The sequence below is a fragment of the Streptomyces sp. NPDC093109 genome, from assembly GCF_040701725.1.
Taxonomy (GTDB): Bacteria; Actinomycetota; Actinomycetes; order Streptomycetales; family Streptomycetaceae; genus Streptomyces.
This window is the reverse complement of record NZ_JBFBEZ010000031.1, coordinates 73259-93398: the sequence shown is the minus strand read 5'-3', so window position 1 is coordinate 93398 and position 20140 is coordinate 73259. Positions and strand designations below refer to the sequence as shown.

General features: G+C 69.6%; 13 protein-coding genes. 8 read left to right on the top strand and 5 right to left on the bottom strand.

Annotation, left to right across the window (positions count from 1 at the left end):
• On the top strand, positions 1–2811 hold a 2811-nt coding region (locus tag AB0389_RS26830; RefSeq protein ID WP_366398050.1), incomplete at its 5' end, for a S8 family serine peptidase.
• A gap of 69 nt (positions 2812–2880) precedes the next feature.
• On the opposite strand, the gene AB0389_RS26825 is transcribed toward AB0389_RS26830, so the two are convergent.
• On the bottom strand, positions 2881–3765 hold the full coding sequence (locus tag AB0389_RS26825) for a helix-turn-helix transcriptional regulator (protein ID WP_366398049.1): 885 nt from the start codon (positions 3763–3765) through the stop codon (positions 2881–2883).
• Positions 3766–3973: 208 nt separating this feature from the next.
• Here AB0389_RS26825 and AB0389_RS26820 point away from each other — a divergent pair, with 208 nt between their 5' ends.
• Entirely contained in the window at positions 3974–5011 is a 1038-nt protein-coding gene (locus AB0389_RS26820; protein ID WP_366398048.1) for a zinc-dependent alcohol dehydrogenase family protein, read from the top strand.
• 348 nt (positions 5012–5359) lie between these two features.
• Positions 5360–8224, top strand: a complete 2865-nt coding sequence (locus AB0389_RS26815; RefSeq protein ID WP_366398047.1) for a LuxR family transcriptional regulator — start codon at positions 5360–5362, stop codon at positions 8222–8224.
• Positions 8225–8294: 70 nt separating this feature from the next.
• Here AB0389_RS26815 and AB0389_RS26810 read toward each other — a convergent pair whose 3' ends face one another.
• Positions 8295–8744 carry a hypothetical protein gene (locus AB0389_RS26810; RefSeq protein ID WP_366398046.1) on the bottom strand — a complete coding sequence of 150 codons (450 nt, stop codon included), beginning with the start codon at positions 8742–8744 and terminating at the stop codon, positions 8295–8297.
• 389 nt (positions 8745–9133) lie between these two features.
• Here AB0389_RS26810 and AB0389_RS26805 point away from each other — a divergent pair, with 389 nt between their 5' ends.
• Positions 9134–9751, top strand: a complete 618-nt coding sequence (locus AB0389_RS26805; RefSeq protein ID WP_366398045.1) for a response regulator transcription factor — start codon at positions 9134–9136, stop codon at positions 9749–9751.
• Here AB0389_RS26805 and AB0389_RS26800 read toward each other — a convergent pair.
• The 3 genes from AB0389_RS26800 to AB0389_RS26790 form a co-directional block, all read right to left on the bottom strand.
• The gene (locus AB0389_RS26800; protein WP_366398044.1) at positions 9744–11492 is read right to left on the bottom strand and encodes a DUF885 domain-containing protein; all 1749 of its coding nucleotides are present in this window, start codon (positions 11490–11492) and stop codon (positions 9744–9746) included. The two genes, AB0389_RS26805 and AB0389_RS26800, sit on opposite strands and share 8 nt — an antisense overlap.
• The gene (locus AB0389_RS26795; RefSeq protein ID WP_366398043.1) at positions 11492–13165 is read right to left on the bottom strand and encodes a gamma-glutamyltransferase; all 1674 of its coding nucleotides are present in this window, start codon (positions 13163–13165) and stop codon (positions 11492–11494) included. The genes AB0389_RS26800 and AB0389_RS26795 overlap by 1 nt, the downstream gene beginning before the upstream one ends.
• A gap of 118 nt (positions 13166–13283) precedes the next feature.
• Entirely contained in the window at positions 13284–14501 is a 1218-nt protein-coding gene (locus AB0389_RS26790; RefSeq protein ID WP_366398042.1) for a helix-turn-helix domain-containing protein, read from the bottom strand.
• Between the two features lie 542 nt (positions 14502–15043).
• Here AB0389_RS26790 and AB0389_RS26785 point away from each other — a divergent pair.
• From AB0389_RS26785 to AB0389_RS26770, 4 genes are read left to right on the top strand one after another with little or no spacing between them, the layout of a single operon-like run.
• Entirely contained in the window at positions 15044–16447 is a 1404-nt protein-coding gene (locus AB0389_RS26785; RefSeq protein ID WP_366398041.1) for an ABC transporter substrate-binding protein, read from the top strand.
• Between the two features lie 20 nt (positions 16448–16467).
• Complete coding sequence (locus AB0389_RS26780) at positions 16468–17409, top strand: ABC transporter permease (protein WP_366398040.1); 942 nt, start codon at positions 16468–16470, stop codon at positions 17407–17409.
• Complete coding sequence (locus AB0389_RS26775; RefSeq protein ID WP_366398039.1) at positions 17406–18281, top strand: ABC transporter permease; 876 nt, start codon at positions 17406–17408, stop codon at positions 18279–18281. Before AB0389_RS26780 ends, AB0389_RS26775 begins: the two co-directional genes overlap by 4 nt.
• Positions 18278–20134 (top strand): ABC transporter ATP-binding protein, encoded by a 1857-nt coding sequence (locus tag AB0389_RS26770; RefSeq protein ID WP_366398038.1) that lies wholly within the window; start codon positions 18278–18280, stop codon positions 20132–20134. Before AB0389_RS26775 ends, AB0389_RS26770 begins: the two co-directional genes overlap by 4 nt.
• Positions 20135–20140 lie beyond the last annotated feature (6 nt).

The following is a 20140-nucleotide window of genomic DNA, read 5'->3' as shown; positions in this document are numbered from 1 at the left end:
ACCGCGGACGTCTGGGAAGCCATCACCTCCGAGGGCGACCCCCAGAGCGAGGCCCGCGAAGCCGCCCCCGGCATCGAACGGGTATGGCTCGACGGCAAGCGCAAGGCGCTCCTCGACAAGAGCGTCCCGCAGATCGGCGCGCCGACCGCCTGGGGAGCCGGGTACGACGGCACGGGCGTGAAGATCGCCGTGCTGGACACCGGCGTCGACCAGACGCACCCGGACCTCAAGGGTGTCGAGATCGCGCAGAAGGACTTCTCGGGGTCCGGCAACACCGTCGACCACTTCGGTCACGGCACGCACGTCGCGTCGATCGCGGCGGGCTCCGGTGCGAAGTCGGGCGGGAAGTACAAGGGTGTCGCGCCCGGCGCGAAGATCATCGACGCCAAGGTCCTGGACGACGACGGGTTCGGTGACGACTCCGGCATCATCGCGGGCATGCAGTGGGCCGCCGACCAGGGTGCGCGCATAGCCAACCTGAGCCTCGGCGGCGAGGACACGGCGGACGTGGACCCGCTGGAGGCGGCGGTCGACAAGCTCTCCGCCGAGAAGAACATCCTCTTCGTCATCGCCGCCGGCAACGAGGGCCCGGACGCGGAGACCGTCGGTTCGCCCGGCAGCGCCGCCTCCGCGCTCACCGTCGGCGCGGTCGACCGCAAGGACAAGATCGCCGACTTCTCCAGCGTGGGCCCGACCGCCGACGGTTCGCTGAAGCCCGACATCACCGCCCCCGGCGTGGACATCGTCGCGGCGAAGGCGGCCAAGGGTGTCATCGGTGACCCGGCCGCCGACGGCTACGTATCGATGTCGGGTACGTCGATGGCGACCCCGCATGTCGCGGGTGCCGCCGCGATCCTGGCGCAGGAGCATCCGGACTGGACCGGTCAGCGCATCAAGCAGGCGCTCACCGCCTCCGCGAAGCCGTCGACCGGGCTGACCCCGTACCAGCAGGGGACCGGGCGCGCCGATCTGACGAAGGCGATCACGCAGAGCGTCGTCAGTGAGCAGACCTCGCTGAACTTCGGTACGCAGCAGTGGCCGCACACCACGGACAAGCCGGTCACCAAGACGGTCACGTACAGCAACACCGGTACGCAGGACGTCACCCTGGATCTGTCGCTGGAGACGGTCGGCCCGAAGGGCAAGGCGGCCCCGGCCGGCTTCTTCACCCTCGGCGCCCCGCAGGTCACCGTCCCGGCGGGCGGCACGGCGAGTGTCGACGTCACGTCGGACACCCGTGTGGGCACCCAGGACGGCGCCTTCGGCGGCGCGGTCGTCGCCAAGGCCACCGAGGGCGGCCAGAGCGTCCGTACGGCATTCGGCGCCATCCGCGAGGTCGAGTCGTACGACATCACCGTGAAGTTCATCGACACCAAGGGCAAGCCGTCCAAGTCGGCCGCCTCGATCTACGGTCACACCGGCAGGTTCTGGAAGGACGTGGAGGCCACCAAGAGCGACGGTGTCACCAAGATCCGGGTCCCGAAGGGCTCGTATCTGCTCGAAGCCGTGGTGGAGACCGGCAAGTCCGCGGACTACGCCTGGATGGTCCAGCCGAAGCTGGACGTGACCAAGAACGCGACGGTCACCTTCGACGCCCGCAAGGCGAAGCCGATCAGCATCACCGCGCCGGACTCCGCCAAGATCCTCGACTCGTACGCGAACCTTGAGCTCAACTCGGCGAACGGTGGCTACGGCAGCACCTGGATGCTGGACAACTTCAAGGGCTTCCGCGTCGGCCAGGTCGGCGCCTCGGTCCCCGCGAAGCTGTTCACCTCGCAGGTCGGCGGTACGTGGCAGAAGGGCAGCACCAGCTACAACCTGCTCTACAACCGGTCCGGTTCGCTCTACACCGGGTTCACGCACAAGACGGCCAAGAGTGAACTGGCCCTGGTGAACACCAAGATCGGCACCTCGGTCAAGAACCGCAGGGGCTTCGTCAACCCGCAGTGGATGTCACCCTCCGGGATGTTCGGGCTCGGCACGGTCACCAACCCGTTCGCCCTGCCCGCCACGGCGAAGAACTACGTCACCACGCCCAAGGGCTTCACGTGGGCCTTCGGCGCCGGTCAGCTCAACAGCCGCGGCTCGGAACTCGATGTGTTCCAGATGCCCTCGAAGCGCAAGAGCTACACGGCGAAGAAGACGTACACGGAGACGTTCAACGTCGGTGTGTTCGCCCCGCGGGTCGGCGCCGAGAGCGGTGTCCAGCGGTACGGCAACGAGATGCTCGCCTGCATCACCGAGTTCGCCGACGGCGCCGGTCACCTCGGTGTCTCGAACACGTCCAAGCAGCAGTCGGTGCTCACCGTCGACGGCAAGAAGGTCGTCAACGCGAAGAGCCCGCTCTGCCTGTACACCGGCGCGCTTCCCGCCAAGTCGGCCAAGTTCAAGGTGAGCACGGACGCGACCCGCTCCACCTCGGTCGCGGGCGTCACCACCCGCCTCGCCGCGTCCTGGACCTTCACCTCGAAGGCTCCCGCGGCCGGCAAGCTCGCGAACCTGCCGGTCTCCACGGTCGGCTTCGCCCCGAAGCTGAGCCTGGCGAGCACCGCGGCGGCGGGCAAGAAGCTCACGGTCCCGCTGACGATCCAGGGTCCGGCGGCGAAGAACTTCAAGTCGCTGGCCGTGCAGGTCTCCTACGACGGCGGCAAGAAGTGGTCCAAGGCCCCCGTCACCACGAAGAGCGGTAAGCGGAGCCTGTCCCTGAGCCACCCGAAGAAGGCCACCTCGGTCTCCCTCAAGGCGAAGCTCACCGACAAGAGCGGCAACGTCTACGACGTCACCATCGTGAAGGCGTACCTGCTCAAGTAAGCACGGCGGTACGGCAGTCGATCCACGCGCCCGGGGACACCAGCACCACGTCCCCGGGCGCACTGCCGTTCAGGAGAGGGACCGGCCTCTGTCCGGGGCCGACTCGGACACGGTGTGCTCCGCGGCCCACGACGCGAGGATGCGCAGTCCGTCGTGGGTCGCGGTGCCCACCTCGGCGGTCCAGATGATGAGCTGCTGATCGGGGTCGGTGCTCGCGGTGAGGGTGTCCCAGTCGAGGCTGAGGTCGCCCGCCACAGGATGGCGGAGCAGCTTGGTCCCCACGCTCAGGCTGGTGACATGGTGCGCGGCCCACCACTGGCGGAAGTGCGGGTCCTGCACCGACAGCTCGCCCACGAGCGCCGTCAGCCGGGGATCGTCGGGATACTTCGCCGCCTCCATACGCAGTTGCGCGGTACAGGTGCGGGCGACGGTCTCCCAGTCGCGGTACAGGGTCCGCATGGCGGGATCGGTGAAGAGCAGCCGGATGTAGTTGCGCTGCTTCTCCGGAATCCGGCCGAAATCGGCGACCAGCGCGGCGGCGAGCGCGTTCCACGCCAGAATGTCCAGACGGCGGCCCACCACCATGGCCGGAGTCGCGGTGAGGTCGTCCAGGAGCCGCTGCAAGGACGGCTGGACCCGCTGCCGCGTACGCCGCCGGGGCCGCGTCTGGTTCTTGCCGGCCAGACCGAAGAGATAGTCGTGCTGGTCGTCGTCCAGATGGAGCACCCGGGCGAGGGCGGTCAGAACGGGCGCGGACGCCTGGATACGTCCCTGCTCCAGCCGGGTGTAGTAGTCGGTGCTGATCGAGGCCAGCTGTGCCACCTCCTCCCGGCGCAGCCCCGGCACCCTGCGCGGGGCGCCGCTGCCGGGCAGCCCCACGGCGCGGGGGCTCAGCTCGGCCCGGCGGGCTCTGAGGAATTCCCCCAGCTCGTTGCGGTGTGCGTCGCGGGTCATGTGCCCCAGTCTCACACCGGACGCCCGCGCTGTGAGGGGGCGGGTTTCCTCCCAGGATGTTTCCATCCCAGGAGGGAAGTCTCCTCTTTCCGGTCGTGACCGGCGGTGCCAGGCTGGGTGACGCGGCCGACGGAGTACCCACCGGAAACCACCGGCACATCCGCACACGGAACCCGTCCGCCCCACCCGACCCCACGAAAGGTGCCGCATGCGCGCCACATTCATGTACGGTCCCGGCGATGTGCGCGTGGAGAACGCGCCCGACCCGGTCCTCCAGCAGCCCACCGACGCGATCGTGCGCATCGTGCGCGCGTGTGTCTGCGGCAGCGACCTGCACCCGTACCACAACATACCGGCCTCCGAACAGGGGACGCCGATGGGCCATGAGTTCCTCGGTGTGGTCGAGGAGCTGGGTTCCGAGGTCTCCGGGCTCCGGCGCGGCGACCTCGTCGTGGCACCGTTCGCCTACTCCGACAACACCTGTGCGTTCTGCCGCGAGGGCTTCCAGACCTCCTGCCGCCACGGCGGGTTCTGGGGGAACGGGGGCGTCGGCGGCGGCCAGGCCGAGGCGATCCGGGTGCCGCAGGCCCAGGGCACCCTCGTCAAGCTGCCGGTGGCCGAGGACTCCGCGCTGCTGCCGTCGCTGCTGACGCTCTCCGACGTGTACGGCACGGGCTACCACGCCGCGAAGATGGCCCGGGTGAACCCGCGCACCACCGTGACCGTGATCGGCGACGGCGCGGTCGGCCTGCTGGCGGTGCTCTCCGCCAAGCAGCTCGGCGCCGAGCGCATCATCCTCATGGGCCGCCACAAGGACCGTACCGACCTCGGCCGCGACTTCGGCGCCACCGACGTCGTCGCCGAGCGCGGCGAGGAGGGCATCGCGAAGGTCCGCGACCTGACGGGCGGCGACGGTACCCACACCGTGCTGGAGGCCGTCGGCTACATGAGCGCCTACGAGATGGCGGTCGGCGTGGTACGCCCCGGCGGTGTCATCAGCCGAGTCGGTGTCCCGCAGTACGAAGAGGCGCCGGTCGGCTTCGGCAGCCTGTTCGGCCCCAACATCACCCTCACCGGCGGGCCCGCCCCGGTGCGCGCGTACATCGACGAACTCATGCCGGACGTCCTGTCGGGCAAGGTCGAACCGGGCCGCGTCTTCGACCGCACGGTCGCCCTGGACGAGGTCGCCGACGGCTACCGCGCGATGGACGAACGCACGGCCCTGAAGGTCCTCGTACGCCCCTGACCCCCGAGGGGCGGAGCCGCCGAGTGCCCCGGCCGGGACACTCGGCGGCTCCGTGTGCCGTGGGAACCGGCCGAGGGGAGCGGCCCGAACGGAATGCCCTCATCCCTCATCGTGGTTCAGGGCCTGGACGACACGTGACGGGGACGGCCGGCCGAGAAGTCCGGTGCCCCCGAGCCCCGCGCGCGAAGAAGGTCGTTGACCAGGCCATACCGAACCTCCGGGCCGACGGGCGGACCCCTTGCGCCAGGTTTCCCTGTCCTTAGCCGACGAAGGCCCCGCCGCAGTCGAGGGGCCCGATCCGCCATGGCAGCATCGGCCTCCAGAGCCTCATGGACAACGGGAGCCGGCGTGCGACGATACCGTCCACTTCTTGTGGGCAGGAACGCCGAAACAGAGGAAGTGGCCGAGGCTCTGCGGTCCACCGGCGCCTCGGCGTACTCCCTGCTGGTCACCGGCGGGGCCGGAGCCGGTAAGACCGCGGTGGTCGAGCGGGCGCGGCGGGTGGTGGTCGACGAGGGCGTGAAGGTCCTGCGGCTCGGGTGGGAGGACGCCGAGGGCCAGGCCGGTACCGCGGTGCTCGCCGACGCCGTCTGCGGTGTACTCGCCAAGCTGAATGACGTCCGGATACCGGCGCGCGTCGCCGCGGTACGGCGCGTGCAGTCACGGACTTCCGACGGCGGTGGCGAGGTGGCTCTGCTGTCCGCCCTGGGCGAGGCGCTGGCGGACGCGGCCCATTACGTCCCCTTCGCACTGGTCCTCGACGATGTCCAGCGGCTGTCGGCACAGACGGCTGCCGCCCTGGGGCTGCTGCTGCGCGGCTTCCGGCCGGCGGGCGTGCCGGTGGTGATGGCAGGCCGGCCGACGGGCCCGGGGCACACCGGCGCGCGGCTGCCCGCGGCGGCCGACCGGGTGCTCGAACTGCCACCCCTGCCGCCGGCCGATGCCGGCGCGCTCATCGTGCAGCGGCTCGGCGGCCCCGCCGAACCGTTCCTGGTGACGGCGGTGCTGCGTTCACTGGGCCCTCTGGCGGGGAACCCGGCGGGCGTGCTGTCCGTCCTCGGCTCCCTGGAGGAGCGCGGCGCCCTGCTCGACATCGACGGCCAGGTGTGCCTGGCCGAGCCGGAGGGACGCCTGCGGCTCACCGCGGACGCCATGGAACTGGGGATCGGCCGGCCGGACGCGTCGCTGGACACCGACGCCGTCGTGACGGCAGCCGCGATCGCCCGGCTGGTCGACGCCGCCGAACTGAGACTTGACGACCTGCACCGCCTGGAGCTGCCGGGCGGGACGCCCGAGGCCTTCGGCCGTACGGTGGACCGGTTGGTCAGGGACGGGGTGCTGACCGTCGACCGGGAGGGCCGGATGGCGTTCGCCGTCCCGGCGTTCGCGGCGGCGCTGCGGACGCTGTCCCCGCAGGGCGACGTGCGGTCGCTGCACGCCCGGGTCATCACCACGGTGACCGATCGCCTCGGCGCCGCCGCCGCGGGCGCCAGTTACCCGCGACTGGCCGACCATGTGGCGGCGGCGGGCTCCATGGTGGACGACGCGCTCACGGTGCCGCTGCTGCTGGCCGCGGCCGGCAGCGGACGGGCCGACCCGCCCCGGGCGGTCCGGGGCCACCTCGCCGTCCTGCGACGCCTGCCGCGGGACGACAGCAGAACACCGGGCCTGCTGCGGGAGTCCGCCGACGTGAGCCTGCGGTGCGCCGACCACACCGGCGTACTCGCGCTCGGCGAGCCGCTGCTCGCCTGCCTCGAAAGGCCGCGTGGCGAGGACCGGGAAGGTCTGGAATGGGTCACCCGGGCGTACGCGCTGTCGGCCCTGCACGAGCACCGGTCCCTGTACGCGGAAGACGCCGACCCCCGGTACCGCAAGGCGCTGGAGCGGATACCCGACGCCGCCGAACTGGCGGCGCTCGGTGGGCTGTACGGGATCGGACTGACAACAACGACGCCGTCCCGGCGGGGGTCCGGCAGCGATCGTCTCCCGGCTGCCGGGCGGACGTCCGGCTCAGGACCGGTTCCTTCGCCCGCGGAAGTGCGGCTGCTGGCCGCGGCCGCGGGCAGCGGCGCCGAGTTCGCGCGCGCCCGGCGGAGCCTGCCGGAGGATGCTCTCGGCCAGGCGGCACTGGACCGGGTGCGGACCGCCGCCGGGTACGGGGACCTGGCGGGGGCCTTCGAGGCTGTGCTCGGTGAGCGGTACGTCGCGGAGGGAGACAGCATCGCCGTCCGGTACCGGGCGATGGTGCGCGACTACCTGGCGGGGAACTGGGACAGCGCCCTGTCAGGGGCCCGCCGGATCGAGGCGCGGGGCCGGATCGAGGGCATGACCGACACGGGACAGCTGGCCCGGGCGCTGGCAGCCGAGATCCATACGTCGCGCGGGGAGGCGGGGCGTGTCCGCAAGTGGCTGGACCTGATCCCCGACTCCGTCGTCCATCCGCTGGTGGCCCGGGTACGGCTGAGTGACCGTTACTGGTCGTGGCGGACGGACGAGGCGTTCGAAGCGGCATGGTGCGATGTGCGGAGGGCGCGCGAGAGCGGAGTACTCGCGGGCATCGAGGGGGTGCTGCAGCGGATCCTGTGGTTCGGGGTCCGGGAGAACATGCCGGCGGTGACGCGACGGGCACTGGAGGAACTGGAGGCACTGCACGAGGAGGTGGCCTCGCCCATGACGCACGAGGCGGTACTCCTCGCACGCTGCCTTGTGCACAGGGACACGGACAGCACGCTGGTCGTGCACCGATTGGTGCGGCAGCAGGGCGATCTGCCCCTGAGGATCACCTGCTGCCTGTACCTGGCGGAGATCAGCGACGACCCCCAGCCGTGGCTGGCCGAGTCGACGCGGATCCTGCACTCGCTGGGCGTCGGGCGGTCCCTCGGCAGACTGCTCAGCCCGGCGGCGAGAGAGCGCAACGGCTCGATGCCCAGGCACCGTGCGGCCCGGGAACGGCTGAGCGAGCAGGACCTGCGGCTGATCGAAAGGGTCAGCGCCGGGTCCACCAACCGGCAGATCGCGGCCGGGCTGGCCTGGAGCGAGAAGACCGTGGAGCAGCGGCTGACCCAGCTGTTCCAGCGGACCGGGTGCCGCTCCCGGACGGAGCTGGCCACCGCCTGGCTGGACGGCAGACTGGCCGAACTGGGGCTGGTGCCGGACACCGGGGCGGACGGCGGCAGCGGGGACGCAGTGGCACTCGGGCCCGGCAGGGGCTGACCAGGGCTCCGTCCCCGCGACCCCTGGCCAACGCCGGGGGCGGCCCGCCCCGGCGGGGGGACGAAGTCCGTTACCCGTGAGAAACCAGCGGCGAAACGCCACCGCTCTCCCGAATATCGTTCCCGCTCGCGCCAGGAGAGCGACGGAGTCCTGAATCCGTGATCATGTCCTCGATCGCCCGGGTATGTGGCCTGACTCCGCCGGAGATCGCCAGCAGCGTTTGAGAGAACGCACCGGGAGAGCAGGCTGAATACCGCAGGATGCCATGGACTCCGTGCGTTATCGCGGCCGATGCGTTGACATTCCATGCGCTTTCCACGATGAGCAGGAATCTCATGATGGATGCGTTGGACAGTTTTCTCAGAATTTCCAGGGTGGATATTTCCACGGTCTCCACGGACACTACGAAGACATCGTTCTCGCCGATGCTGTCGCCGTCGACTTCGTACAGTGAGCTGTCTTTCCGTATGTATTCGATCAGGCCGGCGTGAGTGATGGGGTCGGAGGCGTGAATCGCCACCCCGACCCTCCTTCCGGGCGAATCCATGAAAACAATTTCCCCTTCGAGGTGTCTGCGAGGCCCCTGCAAGGGGTTTCTGCTCCGCTCGGGAACATCCTCGGATCCACCGTACGGTGGAGCTGGGCCGGCGGGCGCCGCCGTTGTATGAACAGGCTGACGAGTTTGGCCTTACGGGCACATATTTATCCGCGGGCCTTATCGGGCGCGACGGATCGCCTTCGTGTGCCGACCGCGCCTTCCCGGGCCTTCCGGCGGGCGGTCGGACCATTCGTGCCAGGTTTCCCTGTCCTTAGCCGGCGAAGGGACCGTCGCAGCCCAGGGGCCCGATCCGCCGTGGCAGCATCGGCCTCCAGGACCTCACCAACCACAGATCCTGCCGGGGAGGGCGAATGTCTGAGCGGTTCCCCAGAGACACCGCCCGGGTGACGATTCACGCGCCCGACCATATTATCCGCGCCGGACTGGTCAGCTACCTTCAACGCGACCTCCGTGTCCGCGAAGTTCCCTTGGAGAAGATTCAGGAAGCCGATGTCGTCGTGGTCGCCGTGGACGTCGTCGATGCCTCTGCTCTGGACCTGCTGCGCAGCCTGAGCGGCACCCTTGACACACGCTTTGTGATGGTGACGGGAAAACAGTGGCAGGCCGACATCACGGCAGCGGTCGACTGCGGAGTCCGGGCTGTGCTGTGGCGCGACGACTTCAGTGTGACCGTCTTTATCCGCACCCTGCTCGCCATCGCGGACGGTGGCGGGAGTTTTCCTCCCGCCCTCCAGGACACCCTCATGGAACAGGCCCTCGCCCCAAGGGGCCCGGCCGCGTCCGTGAGTGACCGAGAAGTGGACGTTCTGCGCTTGGTCGCGGAAGGCAGAGAACTCGCCGAGATCGCGGCCAAACTCTCCTGCTCGGAACGTACCGTCAAATACACCCTCCACGGTCTGATGAAGCGCCTGCGGCTACGCAATCGGGCCCACGCCGTCTCCCACGCCATACGGAACGGAATTATTTGACGTTCACGCCGACGGCCCTCGGCAGGAGGAAATCCCGGACGTGGGCCGCGACAAGGGGGAGGGGAAGCCCGGATCCCCGGAGCACGGCGTCGTGGAAGCCGGCGAGGCTGAAGCCGTCTCCGAGCGTCACGCGGAGTTCCTCGCGAAGCTCGTACAGGAAGTCGTCGCCGAGCTTGTAGGCCAGAGCCTGCGCGGGGATGTCGCAGGAGTAACGGAGGGTCTCGGAGTCGATCTCCGCCGTGTCCATGAAGGCGTTCTCCCTCATGTACGCGCGGGCCTGCTCCAGGGTCCAGCCGTGGGCGTTCATGCCGGTGTCCACGACGAGGCGGGAGGTGAGGAAGGCTTCCATGACGAGCCGTCCGAAGCGCTCTTCCGGCTCCCGGTACATGCCGATCTCGCCGGCGAAACGAGCCGCGTACTCGGCCCACCCCTCGTCGAACGCGTTGACCGGCGCGTGACGTCGGATGGGGTGGAACTCCGTGGCCTCGCGTTGTGTGGCCATCTGGAAGTGGTGGCCCGGCACCAGCTCGTGATAGGTGAGGGTGGCCACCATGGGCAGGGCGGCCCGGGAGAGGTTCGCCGCGTTGAAGAGGTAGAGCCCGCGGTCGCGATCCGGCTGCGGCGGAGAGTAGTAGCCGAACGTCATCGTGCCCGCCGAGGCCGCGGGCAGTGGCACCACGCCGTAACTCGCGCGTGGCCGCGAGCCGAAGTAGGTGTCCACCTCGGGGGCGAAGCGATCGATGTAGCGGTCGAAGAAGACCGTGATCTCTTCCGGCGTCGTCGCTCGCCAGGCGGGGTCGTCCGCGAGGTGCGCGAGGTATTCGAGCGGGGTTCCTTCGAAGCCCGCCCGAGCGACGAGCGCTCGCATGTCCTCACGGATACGAGCCATCCTCGCGTGCCCGCGATCGTGCACTTCGTCGGGCGACAGATCCAGCGTGGTGTGGATCCTGACGAGCTCCGCGTAGACCTCTGCTCCACCCGGGTAGTGGGCCATCCCGACGACGTCCGGAGCGCGATCCGCGTACGCGGTGCTCTCGAGGATCCGAACCAGCTCGTCGAAGGCGGGATCGACCTCCGCTGCGATGCGCGTCTCGACGAGGCCGAGGTGGGAGGGGTCGGGAGACCGCTCGGCCACCGCTCGCAAGACACCGCGGGCCACGCCCTTGAGACCGCGGACAAGCGGTGCCGCCCGTGTGAGCTGCGCGGCGGGCATGATGATTCCGCGGTCCGCCTGCCCCGCGGTGCGCTCGCCGAGCTGACGCACCAACCGCCCGTACTCGTCGATGAGTACGAGGTAGCGGTCGAGCGTGACCTCGTTCCCGATCGTCACTTTCTCGAGCGCCTCGTGCACGGTGTTGAGCAGGAAGCCGCCGGAGTAGGCGGCCGGTGCGAACATGCTGAAGAACCCGACCCCCATCGGGTCGAAGACGAGCCAGTACCAGTCCTCTTCGCGCGCCCATCGCGCGGCCATGGTGCGCGATGCCGCGAGTGTGATCGCGAGGTCCCCCGGCAGGAGGTCCGTGTCCACCCGCGCGATGCGGGCGAGGATCTCGCTGCCGGCACGCGTTCTGCGCGAGACCGCGTCGAGCCCGACATCCGGGAGCCGGTCGACGGTCCGCCCCAGCTCACGCGAGGCGTAGGGCGTCTGGGAGACGACGCGCCAGGTCGCGTCGAGGATCGCTCGGGCGGCCGACACAGCGGCGTCCACCGCGGAGTTCGACGTTTCCCCGTGGTCCGGCATCAGAATCCTCCCGCCGATCCCTCGCGGCGCGGCCCCGAGCCCGCGTGGAGCACGTCCGACTCGCGCCAGGCGCTCTGGTAACTGCCCATGTGGTAGTCGTACGCGGGCAGGGGGTTCACGAGGACCCCCAGCTTCGCGAGACCGTCGACGTACTCCCGGCCGACGCGGCTCTCGACGGAGAGGACGTAGTCGTCCGTGAGCGGGAGCATGCGCGGCAGCTCTTCGGCAACGTGTGGACTGTGCCCGTAGAGCACGACGTTCGCCAAGACCTGGGGCACCGTGCAATGGACGTTTCCGGGACTCCCCAGCGAGGCCACGAGCTCGCCCGCCCGTCGGATCATGGTGTTGCTCAGCACGGCCCGCATTCGGCCGCCGCCGGTGAGCCAGCCCGAGATCGGCGACGCGAGGGACGTGATCTGGTGGCTGCCGACCATCGGGACGCCGCCCACCACTTCGCCCGGGATGCCACCGCCCTGGAGTGTGTTCATGAGCTGTACCCAGTTGCCCCGCGGGTCGACCGCCGTCAGCTCACAGCTGCCGGCCGGCTGCTTCGACGCACCGCCGGCCGCGGACAGGGCATGGCTGCCGAAGTTCAGTTCGACGTGCGACGTCAGGTCGATCCTGGGAAGGCTCTTGCGCAGCTTCTTCGCCAGGAACCCGTGAAAGTCCGGGTCCAGGAGGATCGGGCTGGGGTCCTCGAAGTCCGCGGGATCGTTGATGAAGCCGGTCTCGTGGTGTGCGAGACGGAGAGCATGCGCCATGAAGTAGCCCGCTTCCGGCGACTGGGTGAAATGCCCCATGGACGGTACGTCCAGAGCGTCGAGGACACCGATGACGATGGCGCAGAAGACGGCCTGCCGGTCCGGGGCGGAGAGCTGGGAGATCTCGTAGTCGCCGACGTGCCAGCTCGCCGGTGCGGACCAGCGCGGCGTCGTCACCAGGTCGTCGGGCGTGATCCGCCACCCGAGCTGTTTCGCGCGCGCCACGAACTGTCCGGCCCATCCTCCGGTGATGAAGTGGTCGGGGCCCTCGGAGGCGAGGGCGGACATCGTGTCCGCGAGCGCCGGGCTCGCCCACACCTCGCCGACCTGGGGAAGGTGGCCGCGCGGTGTGAAATGCTCCCGCCCCGACGGGGTGTAGAGGAAGAAGTCGACGGTCTGGGCCAGGACGAGATGTTCGAACGAGGTGACCTCGTGCCCGTCCCGCGCCGCCCTCACGGCGGGTGCGACGAGGTCGCTCCAGCTCATGGTGCCGAACTTCTCGTGGATCGCCTTCATCGCGGGCATGAAGCCCGGGACGACCGACATCGGGCCCCTCGTGCCGGCCGGCGCGTACAGGCCCTTGCCGCCGGGGACCGGGTGGTGGGGGGAGAGACCCGGAACGATCCGGCCCATCGAGTTGAGTTCCGTGATCTCGCCGGTGGCCGCCGAGTGGAACAGGCCGGTGACAGAACCCGCGTGGTTGGTCATGTCCTGCTGGACGACGGCCTGCACGACGCATCCCGCGACGACGGCGTCGGCGGCGCTCCCGCCCGCGTACATGACCTCCAGCATGGTCTCGGTGACCGTGGGGTGCTGGCTGGAGGCGACCGCGCGGCCGGCGCTCACGTAGCCCTTCGCGCCGACGCGGCCGCTCCCCTCCGCCACAGTGAACGGGCTCGCATTCCGGCCCATGGCGTGTGCCTCCCGTATCGACGGTGTCTTACGGGGAACGTACGCAGGGCGAGCGTTCGAGGCATCAGCGGGCGGTCGGAGACGTCGACGCTCGTTTTCGACATCTGTAGGGGCGCGCCTACTTGTCCTGTGTCTCCAGGTCCACGAGTCGCGCGATCTTGAGCCCGAGATGCGCGATGAGCCGGTCGTCGCCGTTGGAGAGGTCGAGACCGGTCAGCTCCTGAATGCGGCGCAGACGGTAGTAGAGGCTCGTGCGGTGGGCGAAGAGGCGTTCGGAAGCGGCTTTCACATCACCCGCGCTGTCCAGGAACGTCTCCAGGGTCTGGATGAGCGAATCGGAACGAGAGCCCTGCTCCATGAGCACACGCAGGCCGGGATGGAGCATCGAACGCAACGCGCTCTCGGACACCTGGCCGAGCAGTTCATAGACGCCGAGACGCTCGACCGGAGTGACCGGGCCGAGCGTCCGCACCCGCCGGCAGATACGGATGGTGCGCAGCGCCTCGTCGTACGAGGACGCGGCCTCCGCGAGGTCGCCGCGCGACCGCCCTATCCCCACCCAGCACTCGTCGGTATCCGATGCGGCACATACGGCATCGCGCAAGGAGCCCCCCAGCGCGATGAGGTCCTCGCGTGCCGAAGGACCCAGCGGTTCGGCGGTGATCAGGATCGCTTGGTTGCGCCGTTCGAAGGTGAGCACGCTCTGCGGCGCCCGTCTGCTCCGGACCGCCGCGAGCCCCGAGGCGAGGGCGAGCTGGTCCCCGTCGGTCGCATGCCCGCCGGGACGGTCGATCTCGGCGACGAGCACGGCACAGGAGCCCCTGGTGAACAGTCTCTCTTCGATGATCTCGGCGGCGGCCGCCGCGCGCCGGGTGCCGTCGCCGTCGAAGAGCTGCTCGATCAGCGCGTGCTCGCGGTCGCGGTCGAGCCCGGCCTGGAGATAGTCGCGGTGCATGATGAGCGCGGCATCGGCGGCGGCCCCGCGCGCGGCATCGTGATGCTCTCCCTCCACGGGGCCCTCGGACGTCAGAAGCCAGACGAAGCCGAGGAGCGCGCCCTGGTGGACGATGGGGTGACCGATCCTGCCGTCGTCCAGGCCGAGGTCCTCGCGGGGCGTGACGATGAAGAGGCCGGTGGCGGCGTCGCGGCACGTATAGACATGTTCGACGACCACTTTCGGCACCGCCCGGCGGAGGACCGACTCGGAGCGGACCCGGTCCACCTTGCCCTGGTGGGAGCTGTGGGCGAGCAGCCGAAGACGAGCATCGTCGATGGCCGCCGATCGCCCCAGCCGCTCGGCAAGGCTCTCCGCGATGCGCTGAAGGGAATTGGTCACTTTCCGATGCTAGTGCCGCGCGATTTCCGCCGCGTGAGGCGTCGTCACCCCGGTCCCACCGAGCGGCTCGCCGCGAAGCTTCGACAGCTGTCTCAACGGGGGCCGGGCTTTTGCGTCAGATGCACGGCGCGAGGCACGTGACCGCGTGGTTCATTGGCAGGGCGATGCCCACGAGGCGTCGACCGAACCGGAGATGCCGACACGCGCGATGTCCCACGGTAACAGGAACTCAACACCCGAGAAACCAGCGGCGGTACCTCTCCCGGGGAACGGCTCATGAACGAAAGGACACAGCCATCAACGCCACGACCGCACCGCGAAGACAGAACCGCCCTCGCCCGCGCAGGGCTTCACGCGCGCGTTTCACGCTGACTCCGATCCTCACCGCCACCGTCACCGCCGTCGCGCTCACCGCCTGCAGTCCCTCCGACGCGGGTGACAGGCCCAGGGGCACGGGCGCCACGAACTTCGGGATCACCCTCGGCGCCTCGCCCAACTCCCTCGATGTGACACGGCACTTCGACACCAATGCCATGGCCGTCATGTCGTTGTTCACGGAACCCGTCGAGCGGCTCAGTGGCGACGGAACGCTGACGCCGAACCTCGCCGTAAAGGTCACGGAGCCCGATGACGTCACCATCGTCTACACGCTCAGGGAGGGAGTGCGGTTCAGCGACGGCACGCCGCTGACGGCGGAGGACGTCGTGTGGACGATCAATCACGTCAGCGACGCCGACGCGGGTGCCGCGACGTCCTCGCTGGTCTCGAGTGTCGCCGGCGCCGAAGCGACGGGTGAGTTCGAGGTGACGGTGACCCTCGACCGCCCGGATCCGACCGCCCGGCAGTCGCTGGCTCTCGTCGCGCTCGTCCAGGAGTCGCGCTTCGCCGAGGAGAACAGCGCGGAGCTCGGACAGCCCACCGCCGTTCCCGTCGGCACGGGGCCGTACCGCGTGATATCGAGCTCCGCCGAGTCCGTCCGGCTCGAGCGCAACAAGAACTACTGGGGCGAAGCCCCTGTGCCCGACACCGTCACGATCAGCTTCCTCGGATCCGACGACACCGCGCAGCGCGCGATGCGATCCGGCTCGCTCAACGGGGCGCTCGTCGCCAACCCCGTCACCCTGCGGCAGTTCGAGAGCATCCCCGGAGCGACGGTGTTCTCCCGGCCCGCGCTGCAGGCGGAGTACTTCTCGCTCGACACGACGAAGGCTCCCTTCGACGACATCCACGTCCGCAGGGCCATCGCGCACGCGATCGATCGCGAGGGCGTGATGCACGCGGCGTACGGGGCGAATGCCGGCCTGCTCCGGGGTCTGGTGCCTCCAGGGACGCTGACGCCCATCGCGCCGCGGGCCGAGGTCGACGCGCTCCTCGACGAACTGACCCCGATTCCATTCGACTTGGACGCCGCGGCCGACGAGATCGCGCGGTCGCGGCATGTCGGCGGGTTCGAGATGGAAATCGCGGTCATGCCCGACACCTGGATGGAGCTCGCCGCCCTCAATCTGCGGGAGAACCTCGCATCGCTCGGTGTCACGGTGAAGGTCAGGCCGGTGTCGTCGCAGGAATGGGTGCAGATGGTCTTCGGCCACAGGACGACGGCCATGTTCCCGATGTCCTTCGGGGCGGCCGTACCCGATCCGGGGCTTCTCCGGCGGGTCGTGAGTGAGGAGTCCCGCACGCGGGCGGGCGGGTACAACTTCGCGAACTGGGCCCCGGAAGATCTGCAGCCACCGGCGGCGACCCTCGTGGACAGCCGTGATGACGCCGAGCGGTTCGCGGCGGCCAGGACCATCCTGCTGCGCATCGCGGAAGAGGTTCCGTACATCCCGATGTACCAGCCGCAGTTCCTGATCGTTCTCGGCGAGGGCTTCTCGTTCAGCGAGGCCCCTACGGCGATCGACATGGCAAGCGGCATCTGGATGCGGCGACTGCTCGCCGAATAGGCCAGGGAGGCCGGACTCACGTGCTCATCTTCCTGCTGAAGAGGATCGCGTCGATCCTCGGGGTACTGCTCCTCGTGAGCTTCCTCATCTTCGGGCTGCTCGCGCTGAGCCCCGGGTCGATCGTGTCGACCCTCATCGGGACGCGACCGGCGACGCCCGAGCTCGTCGCCGCTCTCGAGGAGCGGTACCACGTCAACGATCCGTTCCTGGTGCAGTACTGGCACTGGCTGACGAACGCCCTGGGGGGCGACCTGGGCGACTCGGTGCGCACGGGCGAATCCGTGCTGACTCTCATCTCGTCCCGGCTGCCGCTGACACTGCAACTCGCCGCGTACGCACTCGTCCTCGTCGTCGCCGCCGGCATCCCGCTGGGCATGCTCGCGGGCATGCGACGCGGTCGCGCGGCGGACCGGATCACGAGTACGGCGGCGATCGTGGCCATGAGCGCACCCGCCTTCGCCGTCGCCATCCTGCTGATCTGGGTGTTCGGTGTCCGGCTCAACTGGCTGCCGGTGTACGGGCCGGGCGAAGGGTTCTTCGGGCGCGTACGGCACCTCACCCTGCCCGCCGTGTCGATGGCGGTGTCGATGTCGGCGCTCCTCCTGAGACAGACGAGAGCGGCCACGATGCACGTGATGGATCAGGACTACGTCACGTTCGCGAGGGCTCGGGGAGTGGCGCGCGGGAAGGTCCTCACACGCTACGCCCTGCGCAACTCGGCGCTGCCGATCGTCACGGCCAGTGGGGTCGTTCTCATCGTCGCCCTGTCGGGAACCGTACTCGTGGAGCGGGTCTTCGCGCTTCAGGGTGTGGGCACGCTCATGGTCGACTCCGTCAACTACAACGACATTCCGGTGGTCCAGGGACTCACTCTCCTGGTGGCCCTCCTCATCGTCGCCGTCAACCAACTCGTCGACCTGCTGACCCTGGTCATCGATCCGCGAACGAGAGGCCGGTCATGACCCTCACTCCTCCCGCGACCGCACGCGGACGAGAGCCGGGGCGGCGGATGCGCGGGATGCCGCGCGGCGCGCCGGTCCACGGGATCGCGGTCACCGTTCTTGTGCTCGTCGCGGTATGCGCGATCTTCGGCGAGACGATCGCCCCGCACGACCCGATGGCTCAGAACCCCCTCACCGGTGTCGCGCCGCCGGGCGACGGCCACCTCCTGGGAACGGACGTGCTCGGGCGCGATGTCCTCTCCCTCCTCGTCGCGGGTGCGAGGTGGGCGATCCTCGGGCCTCTCGTCGTCGCGGTCGGGTGCGGGCTCATCGGCGGTGTCCTGGGGATGCTCGGCGCCTACTACGGCGGAGTGCTCGATTCCGCGATCAACCGTTTCGCCGATCTCATCTACGCGCTGCCCTCCGTCATCGTCGCGATCGTCGTGGTCGGTGTGATCGGCGGCGGCTACTGGACGGTGGCGATCGTGCTCACCTTCCTCTCCATCGCGTACCAGATACGCATCATCCGCAGTGTGACGCTGGCGCAGGTGACACTGCCGTACATCGAGGCGGCGAGAACGTCGGGACTGTCGAATCCACGCACGATGCTGGCCCACGTGCTGCCGAACATCGTGCCGACCGTCGTGGCGACATTCCTCCTGGACATCGTCACAGCGATGGTCGGATACGCCGCGCTGGCCTTCCTCGGCATCGGTGTCCCTCCCGGGACGCCGAACTGGGGATCCATGATCGCGTCCGGCCAGACCTACCTCTTCATCAACCCATGGCTCTCCGCCGCACCGGCGATCGCACTCATCTGTACGGCTACCTGCGCGACCCTCCTCGGTGACCGGCTTCACGAGGCGGCGGGACGGAAGGGAACGGTTCGATGACCACGCTCCGTACACGAGAAGGCATTCCGGACGACGCACGGCTGTTGTCGGTGTCCGGGCTGACCGTCCGGGCCCCGGACGGACGCACGCTCGTGAGCGACGTCTCGTTCGAGCTTCGCGCAGGCGAGACGATCGGCATCGTGGGGGAGTCGGGCAGCGGGAAGTCGCTCACGGCCCGGGCGGTCACGGGGCTGCTTCCTCGTGGCATCCGGGCGGAGGGAGAGGTGACCCTCGGCGGGCGCTCCGTGCTGAGCGCGCCGGAGCCGGTCCTGCGCAGGATGCGCGGCCGGAAGATGAGCCTCCTCATGCAGGATCCGTTCACGATGCTCAACCCCGTGCAGACCGCCGCGACCCACATCGTGGAGTCGTTGCGCGATCCCGCGGCGCATCGCGGCGGGATGAGGGCCGAGATCGAGCGTCGCCTCGCCGAGGTCGGTCTCGCCGCCGACGTGGCGGCACGCTGTCCCTTCCAGCTCTCGGGAGGAATGCGGCAGCGACTCGCGATGGCGTGCGCTCTGGCCGGTGACCCCGAACTCCTCATCGCCGACGAGCCGACGACGGCGCTCGATGTCACGACGCAGAGCGAGGTGCTCGCCCTTCTCGGGAAGATCACGCGGCAGCGCGGGATGGCGCTCGTGCTCATCACCCACGACCTCGGTGTCGCGTTCTCGGTCTGCGATCGCGTCCACGTGATGTACGCCGGGTCACTCGTCGAGGAAGGGCCCGCGCGCGACCTCGCCGGGACCGCCGGACATCCCTACACCGTACGCCTGAGACTCGCGGAGCCGCCGTTCGACCACTTCGCGGCGCGGTTGAGCGCCATCCCGGGGCGCGTTCCGTCGGCCGACGCCGTAGCGACACAGTGCGCCTTCGCCGCGCGGTGCTCGTGGGCGACCGATGTCTGCCGCGACGCGCGTCCGCCGCTCCGCCGGATCGGTCCCGCCCGAAGCAGCGCGTGCGTGCGGATCGACGACATCCGTGACACCCTCCAGCGCGAGATCGGGAAGGGATCGCAGGCGAGCCCGCGACCAGTGGCCGGCGCGGCCTCTTCCCTCCTCACCGTCGACGGTGTGCGCAAGTCGTACACGAACTCGCCCGTCATCGGGAAGCGGCGGACGGTCGCCGCACTGCGGGGTGTGTCCTTCGAGCTGGGCGCCGGCGAGTCGCTCGGGCTCGTCGGCGAAACGGGATCAGGGAAGAGCACGATCGCCCGGATCCTGCTCGGCCTGGCCACCGCCGACGCGGGACGGATCACGCTGGGCGATCTCGATCTGGCGTCCTATCGCGCTCTGCGCCCCCGCGAGCGTCGCGAGGCACGCAGGAGAGTGCAGATGGTCTTCCAGGACCCCTACGCGTCGCTCAACCCGGCGCGCACCGTCGGCGGCGTCCTGAGCGAGGTCCTGCGCGTCGCCGGGCGTGACGAGCGCGCGGACGGCGTGGCGGAGCTTCTGACGCAGGTCGGGCTTCCTGCCGAGTACGCGACTCGGCTCCCGTCGGATCTGTCGGGCGGTGAACGGCAGCGCGTGGCGATCGCGCGAGCGCTGGCACGTCAGCCGGAACTGCTGATCTGCGACGAGCCCGTGGCGGCACTGGACGTCTCCGCGCAGGCTCAGGTGCTGTCCCTGCTCAGGGAGCTCCGTGGCCGGCACCGGATGGCGATCCTCTTCATCACCCACGATCTCGCCGTGGTCAGACAGATGGCCGAGAGGCTCATCGTCCTGCGTCACGGAGAGATCGTCGAGGCGGGCTCCGTCGATGAAGTCCTCGGGAGACCGCGGCATCCCTACACCCGCACGCTCGTCGCCGCGGTCCGGGAGACTCGTGGCGACCCGGATGCCACGCCGCGCGGCTGAGCGCCG

Excerpts from the sequence above, each read along its gene's own strand:
- AB0389_RS26825 (WP_366398049.1), bottom strand. The coding sequence starts at position 3,765 with ATGACCCGCGACGCACACCGCAACGAGCTGGGGGAATTCCTCAGAGCC.
- AB0389_RS26820 (WP_366398048.1), top strand. The coding sequence starts at position 3,974 with ATGCGCGCCACATTCATGTACGGTCCCGGCGATGTGCGCGTGGAGAAC.
- AB0389_RS26805 (WP_366398045.1), top strand. The coding sequence starts at position 9,134 with ATGTCTGAGCGGTTCCCCAGAGACACCGCCCGGGTGACGATTCACGCG.
- AB0389_RS26800 (WP_366398044.1), bottom strand. The coding sequence starts at position 11,492 with ATGCCGGACCACGGGGAAACGTCGAACTCCGCGGTGGACGCCGCTGTG.
- AB0389_RS26795 (WP_366398043.1), bottom strand. The coding sequence starts at position 13,165 with ATGGGCCGGAATGCGAGCCCGTTCACTGTGGCGGAGGGGAGCGGCCGC.
- AB0389_RS26785 (WP_366398041.1), top strand. The coding sequence starts at position 15,044 with ATGTCGTTGTTCACGGAACCCGTCGAGCGGCTCAGTGGCGACGGAACG.
- AB0389_RS26775 (WP_366398039.1), top strand. The coding sequence starts at position 17,406 with ATGACCCTCACTCCTCCCGCGACCGCACGCGGACGAGAGCCGGGGCGG.
- AB0389_RS26770 (WP_366398038.1), top strand. The coding sequence starts at position 18,278 with ATGACCACGCTCCGTACACGAGAAGGCATTCCGGACGACGCACGGCTG.